Below are 17,280 nucleotides of genomic sequence, written 5' to 3'. Positions count from 1 at the left end.
TGCCCCGGGGATTGCCTAGAAAGCACTCAATAAACGATTGAGCAAATAAACATGAAAAATCTAGGAATCCTCGCCTTCTTCAAGGCGAGGTTGTTCAATCATTCTGGCTGAAATTCGATGAGGAATTTGCGGCCAACCTTAAGGAGATTAAGATAGACCTGCTCACACGGGCCCTGCAGGACGGCAAGACCAGAGAGGAGATTATAGAATATGCCGGCGTCACCTCCAGGGAATATGACGATTTGGTGAAGGTGTCCAACTTCAACGACAATGAGTTTGCAAGAATCAGAAACACAGAGATTCAAAAGAGAAAGGAAAACTTCGTTAAGTATCTTGAAAACAATGACCTTGAAAGTTCATGCCATCTGGCGAAGTTCAGGTTGGATGATTTCCATGAATACTACGGCAGGGGCAGGGAGAACTCCGAGTATTATGCAAAGGTAACACAGATTCTAATGGACAAGTACCTTGCACAAAGAAGGCTCTCCAAGACAATTGAGGAGAGCGTTGAGACAGTGGGAATCAAAATGGAGTATCTGAACCGCTGGCTTAAAAGATCAAAGTATGCCGATTTTAAAGATGAAAACCTTAAAGTCACAGTCAAGCTGATACTTGACGGTTTCAGGCGAAAAAAGCCTATGGGTGAAATAGAAAGGATTTCAGGAATGAAAGAGGATGCAATAAGAAGGTCCGTACTTTTAGGTCAAAAGGGAGATGAGATGTTCAAGCCCTTGTCCGACTTTTACGAATCAGAGATTCTTCCGGCAAAGCTTGACAAGTTCCTGCAGGCAAACGAGACAAAATCCGTTAGAAAGGCACTTGAATCAGCCGACCTTACAAAGGAGGAAATGCTTGCCTATTATGAACTGGGTAAAAACGGCGATGAGAGGTTTGAGGAATTCTATAGGGAATTCTTCAGCATAAAAAAGGGAACCTATGTATATCATATTGACAAGGGAAAGTCACACAAGATTGCAATGAGGGAATCATTCCTTACTCCCGAGGAATATGACGAGTGCAGGGATGAGCTCGAAAAGCTTTTAAGACTCATCAAGTTCAATATAGTCCTTGAAGCATTGAGAAACGACAAGACCTCAAATGTCATGGCAAGCAAGGCCGGATGCAGTGTGGATGACATCTACGACTGGTACTTCAGGGGCGGGGATGGTGAAGACGGTTATGTTGAGTTCTATGAGGCATTCCACAAGGGATATGTAAAGCCGAATATCGTGCCAATCCAGAAAAAGCTCGACTCGGAAAACGTCAACATCGACAATCTGATAAGGTCAAACAAGGATATCTTTACCCGAAAGGACTTTGACATATGGCTGAAGCATGGACTGATAAAAATCGGTGTTGTCCATCTTGACAAGGACGATGAGGATGAGGATGAGGACGATGAAAAGAAAACCAAAAAGATTCATCTAAACATTTCAGGTCCTAAAAGTTCCAGGACAAGCCTCGGAAGGAAAAAAAGTGAAATCTCAGAAGAGGAACTCAAAAGGCAGATTCTGGGGAACTGATTTTTTAAAAAGTGAATATGGAGGTGATGAGTGATGCCGACCTGTCCGAACTGCGGAGAGATAGTGATGGAGGGTGATCCCTACTGCTCCAACTGCGGAACAATTTTCAGTTGGGATGATGACGACGAGGAATCCTCAGACGATTATGATGACTATGATTATGATGATGAGGAATCCGAACCGGATGACTATGATTTCTACGACTATTGACCATTCATGGGAGGAAAGAACATGTGGGAATGCGAATACTGCGGTGAGATGAACGATGATGATGCTATTGAATGCGAATACTGCGGACTTTCACCGGACGTCAACTACGGTTGGCTTGGCGAAACATATGGATGATTTTAATCCATAATCTTCTTTTTTTTGATTTTAAAGTAAAGTAAACTATTTTTTTCCATATTCTATTTTTTTTAAGTAACTTCATCTATTACAATTGTTATTTATACTATTAGATATCAAATATCATATTAACTAATTGTAAAGGGAGGTGAAAATATCAAAAAGAGGATAATTTGTTTAATGATTTTAATTTTTATCTTAACGATTGGAATTGTTAGTGCAAATGATGAAAACACTACAGATATTTTAAACAGTGATGATTCAAATGAGATTTTAAGTGAAGAAATTTCAGTTGAAGGCGACTCATTCAAGGATATTCAGGATGCAGTCGACAGTTCAAATGATGGAGATACAATTTACCTGAACGGTAAGACATACGTTGGTAATAAAACACAAATAACCATATCAAAATCACTGACCATTGACGGTGCGGGCAAAAGCACTGATTCAAAGGCAATAATAGACGCCAATGACTCATCAAGAATATTCTACATTAACGGAAAGTATAATGTGGTATTCAAGAATATCATATTCCAGAAGGCAAAAATTAACGGTAACGGTAAAGTAATCTTGCAGACTGGAGGTAGCCTTTCAATATCAAATTGCGAATTCAAAAACATTAATAATGAGTATTCATCCGCAATTACAGGAGGAATCATCAATATTGGATCCAATTCAAATATTGACGTTAAAGATATTGAGGTTTATAATGTGAAATTCAAATCATCTGTTTTTATAGATGGATTTTTCATGTCTGCTGGTGCAAACTGTAACTTTAATTTTTGTAATTTAAATTATTTCAACAACACATTGGAGTGTAGCGGTCCGACATCATACAGTTCTGTAGGTCAAATATTATATTCTGGCAAAAACTCCAAAGTTAATGCAAGTAAAATAAACTTATACAATAATAAGTTCATATCAAGCACTAATCTTCACGGTGTTATGTTTCATATTGATGATAATAGTAAAATTAATGCATCAGATTTTACATTTAAAGATAATACTGCTATCAGTTCATTAAGTACTTTAGCTTCTATTTTTATCAATATAGGGAGAAATAGTAACATTGATTTTAAAAATGGTCTTTCAATGAATAATAATTTTAGTGCAGGAGTTCGTTATTCGGCTGGATTGATTTTTTCTCATGATGGAGGTCGGGCAGACATATTTAATATCACATCTAGAAACAATATTATGCAATCTAAATCACAGATCATAGGATCAATATATAGGGCTGGGATTAATGTAATTTCCAATCTTGTAAATGTTGACATGCATGACAATGTAATCTCTACTGGTTCTTTATTTGGTGGTATTGCATATTATAATTCAAATAATCAATTTAATTTAAGTGATGTTATTTTCTACAATAATAAGATTAATGCTTCATTTGAAAGTACAACCAATAATTCTTACTCTGCAATATCATATTCATTAAGTGACTCTAAATCACAAATATCCAATATTGAAGCCAATAACAATAGATATTACTCAAATAAGTATATTTATGGAGGATTTTTAAATTTTGGAAAAAATAATCTCATGAATATTACTAATTTAAAATTTTATGGCAACTATTTCAATACAACAAGACAATTCATCGGATCATTTATACGGTGTAATGCAGAATCTAATATAAATTTATCAAATTTCATAGCATTTAACAATAATTTCTCATGTTATAAGCATAGTGGTATGATTTATACTGGTTATGACATTACTTTCTTTGTAAAATCCATTAAGATTTCTGAAAATAATATCTTTAACCGATATGATGAAGCTGAAAGTCCATTTGCCAATAGTAGTAGTAATTATTGGACCCATCCATTAGTAATGTTATATGGTAGTGGAGGAATATATGATTCTTCAATATGTAATAATTTTGCCAATGAGTCATTGGGAGTTGCACTACAGGTATCTCCTTCTAGCATGGAAAATCCAATCATTATTGATTCATGCGAATTCATGAATAATACCTGCGGTGCATCATCAAAGGATTTGAACCGCACATACTTCATGGACCATGGAGGTGCAATTTGTGTTAGTGGAGGACAATACATTGGTGCTGCAATCATACGCAATTGCCTGTTTGTCAACAACATCAACTCCCAGGGAGGTGCAATAACCCCTCACAATAATTGCATAGTGGAAAACTGCAGATTCATCAACAACACTGCAACCAAGTTCTATGGTGGTGCAATAAGTACTGAAGATGGAATTAGCAGTAACAATGCCAACATCACAATTAGGGACTGTTATTTTGAAGGAAACGCTGCACCAATCGGTGGTGCAATACAGGCAAAAGGTGACTACGTTAAAATATATAACTGTACTTTCAAGGAAAATTCAGCAGTTCAGGGTGGAGCGGTATTCCTGGAAGGAAACAACCTAACACTTGTCGGCTGTACTTTCATTGATAACAACGCTACACGTTCTCTGGATGAAAGAATAGTGATTGATGTTGATTACTTACCGCAGGTTCAGGACTGGAACGCATTTGGAGGTGCGGTATATATTCACGGATTCAATTCATATCTATACAACAATACATTCAAGAACAATTACGCAATACATACTGACAGCGATTATGAGGATATGGGAGGAGCCGTATACATTTTCGGTGACAATGCAACCGTAACCAAAGGTTATTTTGACGATAACTTCGCATACAGCGGTAACGGTTCAGCAGTATACATCATGGGAGTGAATGCAACCGTTGACTTGTCCGAATTCTACAATCATAGTGCAGGTCGTGGTACCGTGTTCATACGAGGTTCACATGCTGAGATATTGAATTCCATATTCAAAAGAAACACTGCATCCATAGATGGTGCTGGAGTTTTCAGTATTGGAAATCATTCATTGATTGATAACTGTCAGTTTGAGGACAACAACGCTACAGTTCACGGTGGAGCCGTATACACTCAAGGTGACAACATTAGAGTAATTAACTCCAAGTTCAATTCAAACAATGCTCATCCTAGAGATGAGGATCAGGAATATGGATTGGGAGGAGCAATATTTACTGAAGGTGACTTCAATGACATTGCTTATTGTGATTTCAGTTTAAACACTGCACGTAACGGTTCAGCGGTATACAATCGTGGTAAAGATTTAACAATTGAGGACTGTAATTTCCATTACAACCAGGCTTACAGCTATCTGCTGGACATAAAGGTAAAACCTGTGGTGTCAATCTATACAAAAAACAACAGGATTGAAATCAACATCACCCATATCGGCGGTGACAACATCATTAATGCAATATACAATGACGGCTCATACAAGAACATTTTCTTCTATAATGTGACCTATGAGCATTCATCAACCGATGGTGGTAAGAGAAATTCAGGTTTGACCAGGGTTAATCCGGTTGAATCAGCCGAGAAAAGTAACAATGGTGCGCTGATTTATCAGGACTCTCGTGAGGATCTTCAGATTGTCAATGTGATAATCGCACGTGAGGAATACTCAGGACTTTTAGGAGCTTCTGAAATCTCCGGTGATGTCATAAGAGAGTTCAGTGGAAGAACAGGTCTTTACGGTAACATTTCGTTTGCTTTAACCGGTGATTTGAAGCCTGGTACATATAATGTCTATGCGTCACATCCTGATGACAGGTTATATAAGGGAATTGAGAATCATACAAGATTTGAAATCACACCACAGGTGGATTTAAAGATTACCAAATCCAGTGACCGTGATTCTTACTTTGTAGGAGACACAGCAACCTATACAATAATCGTCGAATCATTGGGAACCGATGCACATGACGTTGACGTTAGAGAAATTCTTCCTGAAGGATTTGAAATAACTGGCTATACTGCAACCAAGGGTGAGTTCGGTGACAATGTATGGTACATTCCGGAAATGGCCGAAGGTGCAAAGGAAACATTGACCGTTAAGGTCAGACTGGATAGAAACGGAACATTCACTAATATTGTCAATGTGACATCAAGGGAAAATGATACTGATTTGACAAACAATGTTGCAAACAGGACAATTGCCGTTAAAAACTATGTTGATTTGGATGTAACCAAGACTGCTGACGTCAAAAAGGTCAAGGTTGGTGATACCGTTGTGTGGACAATAACCGTTCAAAACAAGGGTATTATCAATGCAACAGGTGTCAGGGCATCTGATAAACTGCCTGACGGATTGAAATACATTTCACATTCCTCAGACAAGGGCGAGTACGACCCTAGCACTGGTGTGTGGAATATTGGTGAGTTGGCAGTCAATGAGACAGTGGTCTTGAACATTACCACTGAAGCATTGAAAGCAGGCAGCTTCACCAATACTGTCAGTGTAACCTCCAATGAGGAGGACAGAAACTCCAGTAATGACGAGGCAAACTGCACTGTTGAGGTGACCGATGACAGTGATGATGAACCGTCAGATGATCCAGGCAATTATCATCCGGGCGAAAGTCAAAGCGGTGAAGGTTCTTCAGACACTGAATCAAAGCATATGAAGGTGGCAAGCGGCAGGAATGCAACAGGAAATCCTATTTTCCTGATCTTGTTGGTATTATTGTCAATTTGTCTAACTTTCAGAAGAAAATTCTAAACTTATAGGGAAAATATTTTTCCCTTTTTAACTTTTTTTAAAAACATTTTTGTATCACTTCAATCAATATTCATTTGTGAGAGTATGAATGTCTTAGACTATGTCCTGCAGATTGGTGTATCTGTTATCATATCCGCCATATTGGTTTATTTTCTGTCATGGACAATTGTTAAATTTCTAAAAAATTATTCAACATATGCCGATATGGGCATGATAATGCATAATTATTTAATCTAAAAGACATACATATCAATATGGGTCTTAGAAATATTTTCACATCTTCTTCAAATCCGACATACACTCAAAACATTGAGCTTATGGAGGAGTATGACTTACTCAACACATTCGGTTCACCAAACAGACTATTTTTGAAGTTCCTTAAAAAGAGAAAGATTGACATTGAAAAGGACGAGATTTCCGAAGAGCTGATTGAAGAATTTGTGGGATCCAATGATTCCATTGAACTTGAACTGTCCAGAATCCAAAAGCAGAAGGATTTGATTTTCAAACAAAGAAGGGTTTGGGTCAGCATATGCAGGGGCGATGAATGGATAGGAAGCGACCTTATTTTAGACCATGAGGGAATCACAATAGACCTGACAGGAAACAAGATTTTATACTCCGAGATTGAGGACATTGAAATATGTGACGGCGGATGGTCGAAAAAGAAGTTTCAGATAACTACATCAAATAAAGAACTAGTTTTTACAATAAATGAGGACAGCGCCGTGCCGTTGAACGAAATTCTTCAGGACAATATTGAAAACAAAAGGCACGACGATTTGGATGAGCTTATGGAACTATATGACCTTCTTGCAGATGGAAAGATTTCCCAAGAGGAATTTGAAATCAGAAAGGAAGCCATCTACAATGACACAGTGTTCTGTACAAACTGCGGTTTCAAGCTTGAAAAGGGCTCATCTTTCTGTTCAAATTGCGGGCATAAGATAAACTAGTGTTTTGATGCTATTATCATCCTTGGAATGTTGTGTAGAGGAAGCTCGATTTTTAAATCCAATATCTTTAAAAGTGCTTCGGCGCCTAGTCTTGAATTCTGGCAGAAGTTCAAAATCTAGAATATGGAAAAAGGTTGAAATCAACGGAATAGAGATTGCATACAAGGAGGCCGGAAGCGGCGGCGACATCATCATGATTCACGGCATCTTTGCCTCAAAGGAAATAATGAATCCTCTTTTTGACTACTACAAAAACGATTATCATGTCATCTCATATGACCTGAGGAGATATGGTGAAAGCGGAAAGACTGAAAACTTCACAATAGAGGACCATGCACATGACCTGAAGGCAATCATTGACCATTTCGAATTGAAAAGGCCTGTGGTCATCGGTCTTTCAATGGGTTCATTTGTAACTCTCAGGACTGCCGAGCTGTATCCTGATTTATTGTCAAAAATTGTTCTTATAGGTGTAAAGGGCAGGGGCAGCATTTCAATGATGCAGGAAACAATCGATAGAAATGGCGGCAAGGTGGAATTCGATCTTAAGGATGTTGGAAGGGCAATCTTTTCCAAGGTATATCCTCCAAACACCACTCCCGAGATGATTGAGAAATATTATAAGGGCAATCGTGGTCGCCATCAGCTTACTGCCGATGAGAGAAAAAACATCTATCTGTCACTTTCCCATTACGACATGATGGATGATATTGGATTGGTAAAGATACCTGCATTGCTTCTGGTAGGGGAGTTTGACGGTTTGAATCCTCCGAGCGAGTCAAAAAAAGTTTTTAACGGATTGAAAGATGCTCAAATGGAAATAATCAGTGGTGCTGGTCATATAATATTTTTTGAAAAAAGAGAAGAAGTTATAGGATTGATTGATTCATTTTTAAATCAATCAGTCTGATTTGTTTTCTTCTTTTTGTTTTTCTTTTAGGTTTTCAATTCCTATAATCATAATTTGCCTCCATAATTTTTTTGTGTTCAATAATAATTATGTTCACATCATATATAAATATTTAGGTATGCCTAAATTTTTTACTTAATCAGTAAATAGAAATCTAATATATTTTAAAGGTTAAAGTGATTCATCGGATAAAAGGAGAAAAATTTTTTCGTTATTTAAAAATATCTTAAACGGGTGGATGATTTTTCATTTGAAGGATTTTTTGTCAAGAATTTCAAGTATCCTTGAACCGGTCTCGGTGTTTAGATAGATTCTACCCTTGTGGGACTGTTCGTTCATGCATTTGACAAGACCGTGCTTTTTAAGGTCACGTAATGCACGGGAAACCTGAATGGGTGTTAAATCTGATTTTTTGGATATATCGGTAGGTATCAGTATATCATTTTCCAATATCTTAAGTATAGTGTAGCGAGGTGATGAACTTTTGACGTAACCGATAAGCTGCCAGAGCTCGTCTTCGGAAATTTTATTGGACATATGATTTCATTTAATGTGCATATAGAATTACTTTTTATACATTTTATTTAATCTTAATTGCTTTTTAATTAACACTTTATTACATTTAATAACAACCTATTTTTAAATAGTAAAACAAACAAATATAATAATTATGTTAGTCACAAACAATCATTTTAAAGAATTAATCCACCAGTGGACAAATTTTTTAAAAAATAATAGTGAACTTCCAAAAGATTTGATTGACGCTTTCCTTTGTGAGTTAAAAGTGTCCAATCTGTTAATACCGATTAAAAGTGAAGAATCCGAAAGCAATTTTTCCCATATTCTCACAGATGACGGGTTGAAATTCATTCCTGTTTTTACAGATTATGAGGAGGCATTGAGATATGACAATGAAAGCATGTCATTGCCAAATGAAATCGATTTCTACATATCCCTTGTTGAGGATTTGGACTTTGACGGTATTGTAATAAACCCGGAAAGTGACGGACTTTACATAGACAGACATATGTTAAGCAAGACAGAACCATACACACCAAAACCGACCGACAAGAAATTCACCGGCGACGAACTAAAACAAATAGCATTCAACACCAGAAATCAGGAACTGCTTGAATTCATATCAGACAAAGACAACCGCAATAACTACGATGACCTGATTGGACTTTTTGCAGACTCAACACTTCTCAATGTCGTTTACAGCAATAATGACCTGAGCGGTTATGCGAAAGACGGCATCATAGCAAAAGCTGAAGTGGGAGGATTCGGCCTAACCAAGATGGGAAGGGGAGACGAGGATTATGTTGTGTTGTTTACAAGCACAGAACCAATAACAAGAACCCTAGACAGGTCTGAAGACTATCACTACATACAGGTGGTAAACCTTTTTGAAATAATAAAGTTCATTCTGGTCAATGATTTGGGTGGAATAATATTGAATCCTGTATTGGATGATTATTTCATTCCAAGAAACGTATTGCTTGATGTCATGGAAAAAAAATTAGTGGAAGAGCCAAAGTATCCTAATTCCTTTGACTATGCGTTTGAATTCTAGTCAAGTTTCAGGATTTTGGCTGCATTTTCATATAGAATCTTTGATCTTTCCTCATCTGTGAGGTCAATTTTATTGAAGTACTCCATTTCGGATTTTGATTCCCACATAGGGTAATCAGTACCCCACAGCACCTTGTCCGCACCATATGCATGAATCAGTGAAAGTGCCTCTTCAGCGGAAAGTGCATAAAGGCTTGAGCTTAAATCAACATAGAGGTTTTCAAAACCGGACAATTCACGTGTGGCATCCTTCCATATGCTCCATCCGGCAAAATGAGCTCCGATAAATGTGATTTCCGGAAACCTTTCAAGGAAGGGTTTGATGTGTTCCGGGTTTGAGTAGTTGTATCTGTAGTCACCGCAGTGAACGAGCATAGGAACATCCGCCTTGCTTACAACCTCACCGATTCTGAAAGCACGCTCCTCATTCATAGCGAACTGCTGGAAGTCAGGGTGAAGCTTAACTCCCTTGAGGCCAAGTTCAATAAGATAGTCGAAGTCCCCCTGGATGTCTTCGCTGTCGGGGTGAAGGGTTCCGAATCCTGTGAATATGTCAGGATGGGCATTGACCGAATCTGCAATGAACTCGTTTATGGACTTTACCTGCTTTGGTGTTGTTGCAACGGAATGTACAAGGTAATGGGTAACTCCAACCTCATTTCCGTCACGGATCAGGTCGTCTAACTTTCCGTTAAGTGACATGTCCAGGTCATAGAAATCCCTGATACCGAGTACTGCTTTTGATGCTATTTTTTCTGGATATATATGACAGTGTGCGTTAACGATTTTTTGCATTTTATCACCTAAAATAATTGTTCACCGGTGTATAGATTTTCTTCAGTGTAGATTCTTATGAGCCTGTCAATCAGGTCATCATACATTAGCCTGTGGCCGACAGCTCCTCCATATGGAGTTTTGACATTGTTCAGTGACTTGTCTGAGAATTCTGATGAGTTGTTTATGATATACCACATTCCATGAGGAGTATATATGAAGAGCTCTCCTTCACCGTCCCTGTAGCCTTTCTTGAAGCTGTCCTGAGGGTCATACATCTTTGTTGAGTGGACCGCAAGTCTTGAGAGGTCCTGTTCCGGTCTGGTTCCGCTCTTTTCAAAAAGCATCTTGAGCCATTCGTATGACTGGTCAATGAGGTTTGCCTTTTTGATTGGGTCTTGAAATGCCTGTTTTACCTTGTTCTGTCTTTTTTCAAGAGTGTTTGTTATGCCCAGTATCTCTTCAACCTTTGCCACATCCTTTTCAAGGCATCTCCATCCTTCAGGCCTTCCTGTAACCTGTACGTTGCCCTCAACGAAATCCATTCTCTTGAACTTTCTGAAGTATGGCTTCACCTTCTCGAATTCCTCATCGCTTATCCTCTGGTTTAGACCGTATAGGTATCCGTATTCGTTTGCATCATAACATTTGCTTTCAAGTTTCAGTTCCTGATCTGTCATCTACTCACCTTATATATTATAAATATTTGATAGAAAATTGCATATAAATCTATTGTAGAATGAACAAAAATGATTAATTATGATATAATTATTTGAAATTTACAACCAAAATCTGATATAATCGCCAATTTTTAAAGTTAATATCTTTTTAGTAACCTTTTTTTATTAAAAGGATTAATATTATAATATGGTAAAGGTAAGTATTTTAGGGTCAACTGGAATTATAGGAAAAAACGTTGCATTCACACTTGCACGTGAGGATACAGTTGACGAGATAGTAATGTTTTCAAGACCTCAAAGTCTTGAAAAGGCAAAGGGTGAAACCTATGACATGTATGATGCCCTTGCAGCACGTGACATTGACTGCAAGCTGACACCGACCTGTGATTTTGAGGATATCGCCGATTCAAATATAGTTCTCATTGCTGCAGGAATTCATAGGGAAAAGGGCATGAAAAGGCTTGACCTTGCTGTTCCGAATGCTGAAATCGTTAACTATTATTCAAAAAAGATTGCCGAACATGCTCCTGATTCAATAATCCTTGTTGCCACAAATCCCGTTGACGTGATGACAACCATTGCGCTCAGGGCGTCCGGATTTAAAAAGAGCAAGGTAATCGGTGTTGGAAACCACCTTGACTCATTAAGATTAAAGAACTATTTCTCAAGACAAATCGACATCAACAGTTCAGAGGTCCACACAAGGGTCATCGGTGAACACGGAGACCATATGGTTCCGCTTTTAAGTTCCACAACCATCGGAGGTATACCTTTGAAGTATTTCGTTGAATATGTGGACTTGGACATAAGAGGACTTGTAAACCAGCTCAGACATGCCGGAAACACCATCATCTCCAAAAAGGGAGCCACTGAGTACGGTCCTGCGTTCGCTATTTCAAACCTTATTTCCACAATAATCACAGATACCCACAGGGTACTGACCGTCAGCAGCTACCTTGACGGGGAGATTGAAATGGTTGATGACGTGTCCCTTGGTGTGCCTGCGGTCATAACAAAAAGAGGGGTTGCAATGATTGTGCCTATCCATATGAACGACATAGAAAAAAGGGAATTTTTCGAAGCGGCACGTACAGTCAGGGATGCGACCAATGAGGTCCTTGAAAAATTGGATATCTAGGTGTTTTCATGAAACTTGTTGTTCAGAGAGTTACCTCCGCAAGCGTCGAGGTTGAAGGAGAAAATGTCGGTGCGATTGATGATGGTCTCATGGTACTTGTCGGTTTCGGTGAAAACGACACCACCAGGGAGGCTGACTACTTGTCAGGAAAGCTTGCGAAATTGAGGATCTTTGAGGATGAAAACGGCAGGATGAACAGGTCCGTCAGGGATATCGGTGGAAAACTCTTGCTGGTTCCCCAGTTTACCCTGTATGCACATACCAAAAAGAACAGGCCGTCATTTCACAAGGCCCTTGCACCTGACAGGGCAACCGAGCTTTTTGACTATTTTACAGAAAAGTGCGGTGAACTGGTTGAGGTTGAAACCGGCGAGTTCGGTGCGTTCATGAAGGTGAGCCTCTTGAACAACGGGCCTGTAACCATCATCTTGGAAAAGGAATTTGAGTAGTAACAAATTGAATACAAATATTTAAAAACATTTACAACATATATATTTTTACATAATAATATGGTGTAAAAGTAAATGAATAGTCAAACTCCAAAATCCCATGAAATAAAAAGACTGACCACTCCATTGACCTTTGAGAATTCCAGGGCATATGACAGTGAAGGAAATCTTTTGAAATGCAGTGAAACATTGTCAGATGTAAGGTTCACCATCGAACCCAAGGATAACCTTTTAAACGACAATGAGATCCTGCAGTATGCTCCAGAGTCAAAGTCAGCATCAGCAATAAGACTCAAGAGAGGCTTTGGGAGTATTTGGGATGTTCTTGCCATTCATGAGTCACTTCCATGGATTTTGGCTTTATATTATACTGTGCTTATAAGCATTGCAATTCCGGTAACATATGAAAAGCATATATTCGGAATGTATCTTATTTTGGTATTGTTCATCATACCGTTGATTTATCTCTTTTTCACATTTAACCTGAAAAGGTATGCCAAGAATAATGTGTCTGAAGTTAAGGTTCCTAAAAAGGAGACTAAAACCGAAAAGGTTGCTGAGGCTCCTGTTGAGGAAAGTTCAGGTCTTGACTCCCTTAAGATGTATGAGAAAGAAATCAACAACCTCAAGGTGCTCTTTGGCGTAAAGGAGAAAGTTGTCCGTGAACTTATTGAAAAGCGTTTCCAGCCGCCGCAGATAACATATGACCGTTTCATCTCGGCGGTTGACAGCTGCGACAAACTTTTCAATGTACAGGCGGATGGGGCATCAAACATCATTAAACTGGCTGCCGAAGACACTCCAAGGGTACGTGAAGAGATAGAAAACAAGATCGATGCAATGAAAAGAATTATAGACCAGATTGAAGATTTGACCAATGAGCTGGTGATAAACATCAGTTCTGCGGGCGAGTCACCAGAAGAGGTGAAAAACCTCCTTGATGACATGGAGAATTTGATAGATTCAGTTAAGGATTATTAGGTGATGATATGGCTAAAAGTTGTCCGAAATGTGGAAAGGATTTGCCTGACGATGCAAAGTTCTGTATGGATTGTGGATATACCATTGACAGTCCAGACAGCACAAAATCAAGCATCTTCTCAAATGGCACAATATTCATAGTCATTATTGTTGTGATATTGGTGATTGGAGGAATATTTATTGCATCCATGGGCTTTGGTGGAAATGACACATCAAAAACTCAGGATGTTCAGGAAAGCGTGGTTGACATGACAATAACCGACGTTCTAGGTTATGACAGCAGTTATGATTCCAAAAAAAGTTATACTTTATACACTGAAGCTATATTCAATAAGGTTCCAGGTGATTTGAAGGGATATAATGTAAAGACCACATATTATGATGCCAATGATTCCGAAATAGGTCATGAAACCGAAACATTGGACAACATATATTATGACAGTCAGTATTCCCTCAGTTTTGGACATTATACTGTATACAAAAAACCTAACCCGGACCATGTGACTGTGGAAATCCTTAAAGGCAGTAAAGTTGTTGACACTTATACAGAAAAGATTGATAAAAATAAAATTGATTATTTGAATTAAGGTGATAATATGGCTGAATTCTCACTTGATGTAGATGGCATTAAAGAAAACGTTGAAAACTCAATTAAGGAAGAACAGGAAAAACTGGACACTCCAGTAATAAAAGATCAGGCATCCAACAATGCTGAAGCAATATTTGAAACTGATTTGGATAACCCTCAGGCTAGGGAAGGCATCCTCAAACCTCTGGACAATTTCGGTTTGAATGAAATGTCCCGTTCAGCATCACACAATGAAATGCTCTCCACAAGATTTGTCGATTTGACAAAAGGGGGCAAGGATGCGGACAACATCGGTGAACAGTTGATTGAACTCAACAAGCAGATGAAGGATCTCGACCCGAGCAAGGTAGACTTTGCCAAAAAGGGAGTTATCGGAAACCTGATGAATCCGGTCAGAAAATACTTTGCAAAGTATGAGAAGGCTGAAGTTGCAATAGCAGACATTGTAGAGTCCCTTGAAAAAAGCAGCAAAGTTCTTCAAAATGACAATACAACACTTCTGAATGAAGAGAATTACTTAAGGGAAGTCACCAACAAGCTTCTGGCTGAAATTGAACTTGGTAAACAGATGGATGCATCAATTGAAGCGCAGATTCAGACTGCAGAAATCGAAGGTGTGGACCAGAACAAGATAGATTTCGTCCGTGAGGAAGTTCTCTTCCCATTAAGACAAAGGATCATGGACATGCAGCAGATGATTGTTGTAAACCAGCAGGGTATTGTTTCCCTTAATGTCATAAGACGTAACAACAAGGAGCTTATCCGTGGGGTCAACAGGGCAAAGACCGTTACAGTTTCCGCACTGAGGACCGGTGTGATGGTTGCAAGCGCACTTTATGACCAGAAGATTGTCATGGACAAGATCAACATCCTTAATGAGACAACCGAAAACATCATATCCGCCACTTCCCACATGCTCAAGGAGCAGGGAAGCGAAATACAAAAGCACAGTGCAGAAACCATGATTTCACCTGATGTGCTGAAATCCGCATTTGCAGAGGCCCTGCAGGCAATCAATGATGTAAGCTCATATAAGGTTCAGGCATTGCCTCAAATGAAAGCGACAATTGATCTGTTCTCTGACATGGCTCAAGAGGGTCAAAAAGTAGTTGACAAAATAGAAACTGGAAACAATAATATCTTAGAGTAAAATGAATTTCGCAGATAAAATTAAAAAATCATGGTGGGTAATCCTTTCATTCGTGTTCTTCCTAAACGGTACTGGGTTCCTGTATATAGGATTGAAGCACAACAACAGAAACTGGATAATTGAAGGGTTGGCCTATGAGTTTCCATGGTTTTTCTATTTTATATTATTTGCAATCTATCAGATGGGCATTCCATCAACACTCATACTGTCATTTGCATCAGTATTGATGATAATCAGTATAATCCGCTCATTCTGGGTGGCAATAAAGCTTGTTGATGTATATGAGAACAATGAAAAGTATGCAATTAAACAGACCAATCTGAATCATCGTGCAGGCACTCAGGAACCTAACAGCAACTTGGGCGTGACCTGCTGCATATGTCTGATATTCATTTTCATCGTATTTGCCGCAATGGCAATATTTTAGTTAGTTAAGTGATTCCTTAACTAATTTTTACTATTTTTTTTAAATTTATTTATCATGAATTACATAAGTTCTAATATGTTTAGAAAAATGAGAAGGGCTAAACAGGAACTTTCAAAAGAGGAATGCATTGAAATTTTAACCAATGAGCCAAGAGGAGTTCTTGCACTGTTGGGCGATTATGACTATACATATGCGCTTCCTATGACTCATGTATATGTCGACGGAAAGATTTACTTTCACGGAGCACAGACCGGCCATAAAAACGATGCTGTAAAAAAGCATGACAAGATTTCATACTGCGTCATGGATAAGGGAGTCCTCAATGATGACGGATGGTCATACACATTCAGAAGCGTGATTGTTTTCGGTACAATCAGGACCCTGGATGACGACGATGAAAAAACAGATAAGCTAACCTATCTGGGAGACAAGTTTTTCCCGACACATGAGGGGACTGTTGATGAAATCAGAAGGTTGCTTCACAAAACTGAGGTTTTTGAAATTACAATTGATCATATGAGCGGTAAAATCGTGGTGGAGAAGTGATTTTATGATTGGAAATGAGTGGGATGATGTCCTAGAAGACGAATTTCAAAAGGACTACTTTACAGACATTATGGAATTCGTAAATGCAGAGTATGAATCAAAGACAATATATCCTCCATATGATGAGATATTCAATGCTTTCAGAATGACTCCGCTGAGCAACGTGAAGGTTGTAATTTTAGGCCAGGACCCGTATCATGAGGCCGGCCAGGCTCATGGGCTTGCATTTTCAACCCCTGAGGGTAGGCCAATTCCAAGATCACTTAAAAACATATTCAAGGAAATCAACGCTGAATACGACTATCCCATACCCGAGTCAGGTTGTCTTGAAAAGTGGGCCAGACAGGGTGTATTTCTCCTAAACACTGTCCTGACTGTTGAGGACGGAAACGCCAACTCACACAGCAAATGCGGATGGCAGACATTCACCGACCATGTAATACAAATCTTGAACGAACAGGAACAGCCTATCGTGTATCTTTTATGGGGAAAGCAGGCTGAAAAGAAAAGTGAACTCATAACAAACCCCAATCATCTTGTCTTGATTACATCACACCCTTCACCATTCTCCGCAAGGAGAGGATTTTTAGGGTCCGATCATTTCAAAAAGGCAAATGAATTTTTAAAAAAATGCAATAAAAAAGAGATAGATTGGAGATTATGACTAG

The 17,280-nt window shown here is 38.6% G+C and carries 18 protein-coding genes; 15 read left to right on the top strand and 3 right to left on the bottom strand.

Annotation, left to right across the window (positions count from 1 at the left end; all coding sequences use genetic code 11):
* The first annotated feature begins 245 nt into the window (after positions 1–245).
* The 6 genes from QZV03_RS10145 to QZV03_RS10120 all read left to right on the top strand — a co-directional run bounded on the left by QZV03_RS10145 (position 246) and on the right by QZV03_RS10120 (position 8,306).
* Positions 246–1,523 (top strand): hypothetical protein, encoded by a 1,278-nt coding sequence (locus QZV03_RS10145; protein WP_296876459.1) that lies wholly within the window; start codon positions 246–248, stop codon positions 1,521–1,523.
* 33 nt (positions 1,524–1,556) lie between these two features.
* A complete protein-coding gene (locus QZV03_RS10140; RefSeq protein ID WP_296876457.1) occupies positions 1,557–1,733 on the top strand; it encodes a zinc ribbon domain-containing protein in 177 nt (58 codons plus the stop codon).
* 315 nt (positions 1,734–2,048) lie between these two features.
* On the top strand, positions 2,049–6,440 hold the full coding sequence (locus QZV03_RS10135; RefSeq protein WP_296876455.1) for a hypothetical protein: 4,392 nt from the start codon (positions 2,049–2,051) through the stop codon (positions 6,438–6,440).
* 84 nt (positions 6,441–6,524) lie between these two features.
* Positions 6,525–6,677 (top strand): hypothetical protein, encoded by a 153-nt coding sequence (locus QZV03_RS10130; protein WP_296876453.1) that lies wholly within the window; start codon positions 6,525–6,527, stop codon positions 6,675–6,677.
* Between the two features lie 17 nt (positions 6,678–6,694).
* Entirely contained in the window at positions 6,695–7,396 is a 702-nt protein-coding gene (locus QZV03_RS10125; RefSeq protein ID WP_296876451.1) for a zinc-ribbon domain-containing protein, read from the top strand.
* A gap of 7 nt (positions 7,397–7,403) precedes the next feature.
* Positions 7,404–8,306 (top strand): alpha/beta fold hydrolase, encoded by a 903-nt coding sequence (locus QZV03_RS10120; RefSeq protein WP_296876450.1) that lies wholly within the window; start codon positions 7,404–7,406, stop codon positions 8,304–8,306.
* Between the two features lie 246 nt (positions 8,307–8,552).
* Here QZV03_RS10120 and QZV03_RS10115 read toward each other — a convergent pair whose 3' ends face one another.
* Complete coding sequence (locus QZV03_RS10115; RefSeq protein WP_296876448.1) at positions 8,553–8,843, bottom strand: helix-turn-helix domain-containing protein; 291 nt, start codon at positions 8,841–8,843, stop codon at positions 8,553–8,555.
* 133 nt (positions 8,844–8,976) lie between these two features.
* Between QZV03_RS10115 and QZV03_RS10110 the strand changes: the two genes are divergently transcribed.
* Positions 8,977–9,879 carry an SseB family protein gene (locus QZV03_RS10110; RefSeq protein WP_296876447.1) on the top strand — a complete coding sequence of 301 codons (903 nt, stop codon included), beginning with the start codon at positions 8,977–8,979 and terminating at the stop codon, positions 9,877–9,879.
* Here the strand turns inward: QZV03_RS10110 and QZV03_RS10105 are convergent.
* Together QZV03_RS10105 and QZV03_RS10100 are read right to left on the bottom strand one after the other, a co-directional pair.
* On the bottom strand, positions 9,876–10,673 hold the full coding sequence (locus tag QZV03_RS10105; RefSeq protein WP_296876445.1) for an amidohydrolase family protein: 798 nt from the start codon (positions 10,671–10,673) through the stop codon (positions 9,876–9,878). The two genes, QZV03_RS10110 and QZV03_RS10105, sit on opposite strands and share 4 nt — an antisense overlap.
* A gap of 8 nt (positions 10,674–10,681) precedes the next feature.
* A complete protein-coding gene (locus QZV03_RS10100; protein ID WP_296876443.1) occupies positions 10,682–11,332 on the bottom strand; it encodes a hypothetical protein in 651 nt (216 codons plus the stop codon).
* A 187-nt stretch (positions 11,333–11,519) separates the two neighbouring features.
* Between QZV03_RS10100 and QZV03_RS10095 the strand changes: the two genes are divergently transcribed.
* The 8 genes from QZV03_RS10095 to ung all read left to right on the top strand — a co-directional run bounded on the left by QZV03_RS10095 (position 11,520) and on the right by ung (position 17,276).
* Entirely contained in the window at positions 11,520–12,470 is a 951-nt protein-coding gene (locus QZV03_RS10095; RefSeq protein ID WP_296876442.1) for a malate dehydrogenase, read from the top strand.
* Positions 12,471–12,478: 8 nt separating this feature from the next.
* Positions 12,479–12,919, top strand: a complete 441-nt coding sequence (gene dtd, locus QZV03_RS10090) for a D-aminoacyl-tRNA deacylase (RefSeq protein WP_296876440.1) — start codon at positions 12,479–12,481, stop codon at positions 12,917–12,919.
* 75 nt (positions 12,920–12,994) lie between these two features.
* Entirely contained in the window at positions 12,995–13,900 is a 906-nt protein-coding gene (locus QZV03_RS10085; protein ID WP_296876438.1) for a hypothetical protein, read from the top strand.
* Between the two features lie 8 nt (positions 13,901–13,908).
* Positions 13,909–14,487, top strand: coding sequence for a zinc ribbon domain-containing protein (locus QZV03_RS10080; protein WP_296876436.1), 579 nt, complete (start codon positions 13,909–13,911; stop codon positions 14,485–14,487).
* A gap of 9 nt (positions 14,488–14,496) precedes the next feature.
* Positions 14,497–15,639 (top strand): toxic anion resistance protein, encoded by a 1,143-nt coding sequence (locus tag QZV03_RS10075; protein ID WP_296876434.1) that lies wholly within the window; start codon positions 14,497–14,499, stop codon positions 15,637–15,639.
* Between the two features lies 1 nt (position 15,640).
* Positions 15,641–16,066: a hypothetical protein gene (locus QZV03_RS10070; RefSeq protein ID WP_296876432.1), complete on the top strand. Its 426-nt coding sequence runs from the start codon at positions 15,641–15,643 to the stop codon at positions 16,064–16,066.
* 75 nt (positions 16,067–16,141) lie between these two features.
* A complete protein-coding gene (locus tag QZV03_RS10065) occupies positions 16,142–16,612 on the top strand; it encodes a pyridoxamine 5'-phosphate oxidase family protein (RefSeq protein ID WP_296876430.1) in 471 nt (156 codons plus the stop codon).
* Between the two features lie 4 nt (positions 16,613–16,616).
* Positions 16,617–17,276 (top strand): uracil-DNA glycosylase, encoded by a 660-nt coding sequence (gene ung / locus QZV03_RS10060; protein ID WP_296876428.1) that lies wholly within the window; start codon positions 16,617–16,619, stop codon positions 17,274–17,276.
* Positions 17,277–17,280 lie beyond the last annotated feature (4 nt).

Source organism: uncultured Methanobrevibacter sp., assembly GCF_902788255.1.
GTDB lineage: Archaea > Methanobacteriota > Methanobacteria > Methanobacteriales > Methanobacteriaceae > Methanocatella.
Note: the sequence above shows the minus strand (reverse complement) of the source record. Positions and strands in the feature narration are given on the sequence as shown.

Bases quoted from the DNA above. Each gene is read 5' to 3' on its own strand.
- QZV03_RS10130 (WP_296876453.1), top strand. From the start codon at position 6,525: ATGAATGTCTTAGACTATGTCCTGCAGATTGGTGTATCTGTTATCATA.
- QZV03_RS10070 (WP_296876432.1), top strand. From the start codon at position 15,641: ATGAATTTCGCAGATAAAATTAAAAAATCATGGTGGGTAATCCTTTCA.
- QZV03_RS10100 (WP_296876443.1), bottom strand. From the start codon at position 11,332: ATGACAGATCAGGAACTGAAACTTGAAAGCAAATGTTATGATGCAAAC.
- QZV03_RS10140 (WP_296876457.1), top strand. From the start codon at position 1,557: ATGCCGACCTGTCCGAACTGCGGAGAGATAGTGATGGAGGGTGATCCC.
- QZV03_RS10085 (WP_296876438.1), top strand. From the start codon at position 12,995: ATGAATAGTCAAACTCCAAAATCCCATGAAATAAAAAGACTGACCACT.
- ung (WP_296876428.1), top strand. From the start codon at position 16,617: ATGATTGGAAATGAGTGGGATGATGTCCTAGAAGACGAATTTCAAAAG.
- QZV03_RS10110 (WP_296876447.1), top strand. From the start codon at position 8,977: ATGTTAGTCACAAACAATCATTTTAAAGAATTAATCCACCAGTGGACA.
- QZV03_RS10105 (WP_296876445.1), bottom strand. From the start codon at position 10,673: ATGCAAAAAATCGTTAACGCACACTGTCATATATATCCAGAAAAAATA.
- QZV03_RS10115 (WP_296876448.1), bottom strand. From the start codon at position 8,843: ATGTCCAATAAAATTTCCGAAGACGAGCTCTGGCAGCTTATCGGTTAC.
- QZV03_RS10065 (WP_296876430.1), top strand. From the start codon at position 16,142: ATGTTTAGAAAAATGAGAAGGGCTAAACAGGAACTTTCAAAAGAGGAA.
- QZV03_RS10095 (WP_296876442.1), top strand. From the start codon at position 11,520: ATGGTAAAGGTAAGTATTTTAGGGTCAACTGGAATTATAGGAAAAAAC.
- QZV03_RS10075 (WP_296876434.1), top strand. From the start codon at position 14,497: ATGGCTGAATTCTCACTTGATGTAGATGGCATTAAAGAAAACGTTGAA.
- dtd (WP_296876440.1), top strand. From the start codon at position 12,479: ATGAAACTTGTTGTTCAGAGAGTTACCTCCGCAAGCGTCGAGGTTGAA.
- QZV03_RS10120 (WP_296876450.1), top strand. From the start codon at position 7,404: ATGCTATTATCATCCTTGGAATGTTGTGTAGAGGAAGCTCGATTTTTA.
- QZV03_RS10135 (WP_296876455.1), top strand. From the start codon at position 2,049: ATGATTTTAATTTTTATCTTAACGATTGGAATTGTTAGTGCAAATGAT.
- QZV03_RS10080 (WP_296876436.1), top strand. From the start codon at position 13,909: ATGGCTAAAAGTTGTCCGAAATGTGGAAAGGATTTGCCTGACGATGCA.
- QZV03_RS10125 (WP_296876451.1), top strand. From the start codon at position 6,695: ATGGGTCTTAGAAATATTTTCACATCTTCTTCAAATCCGACATACACT.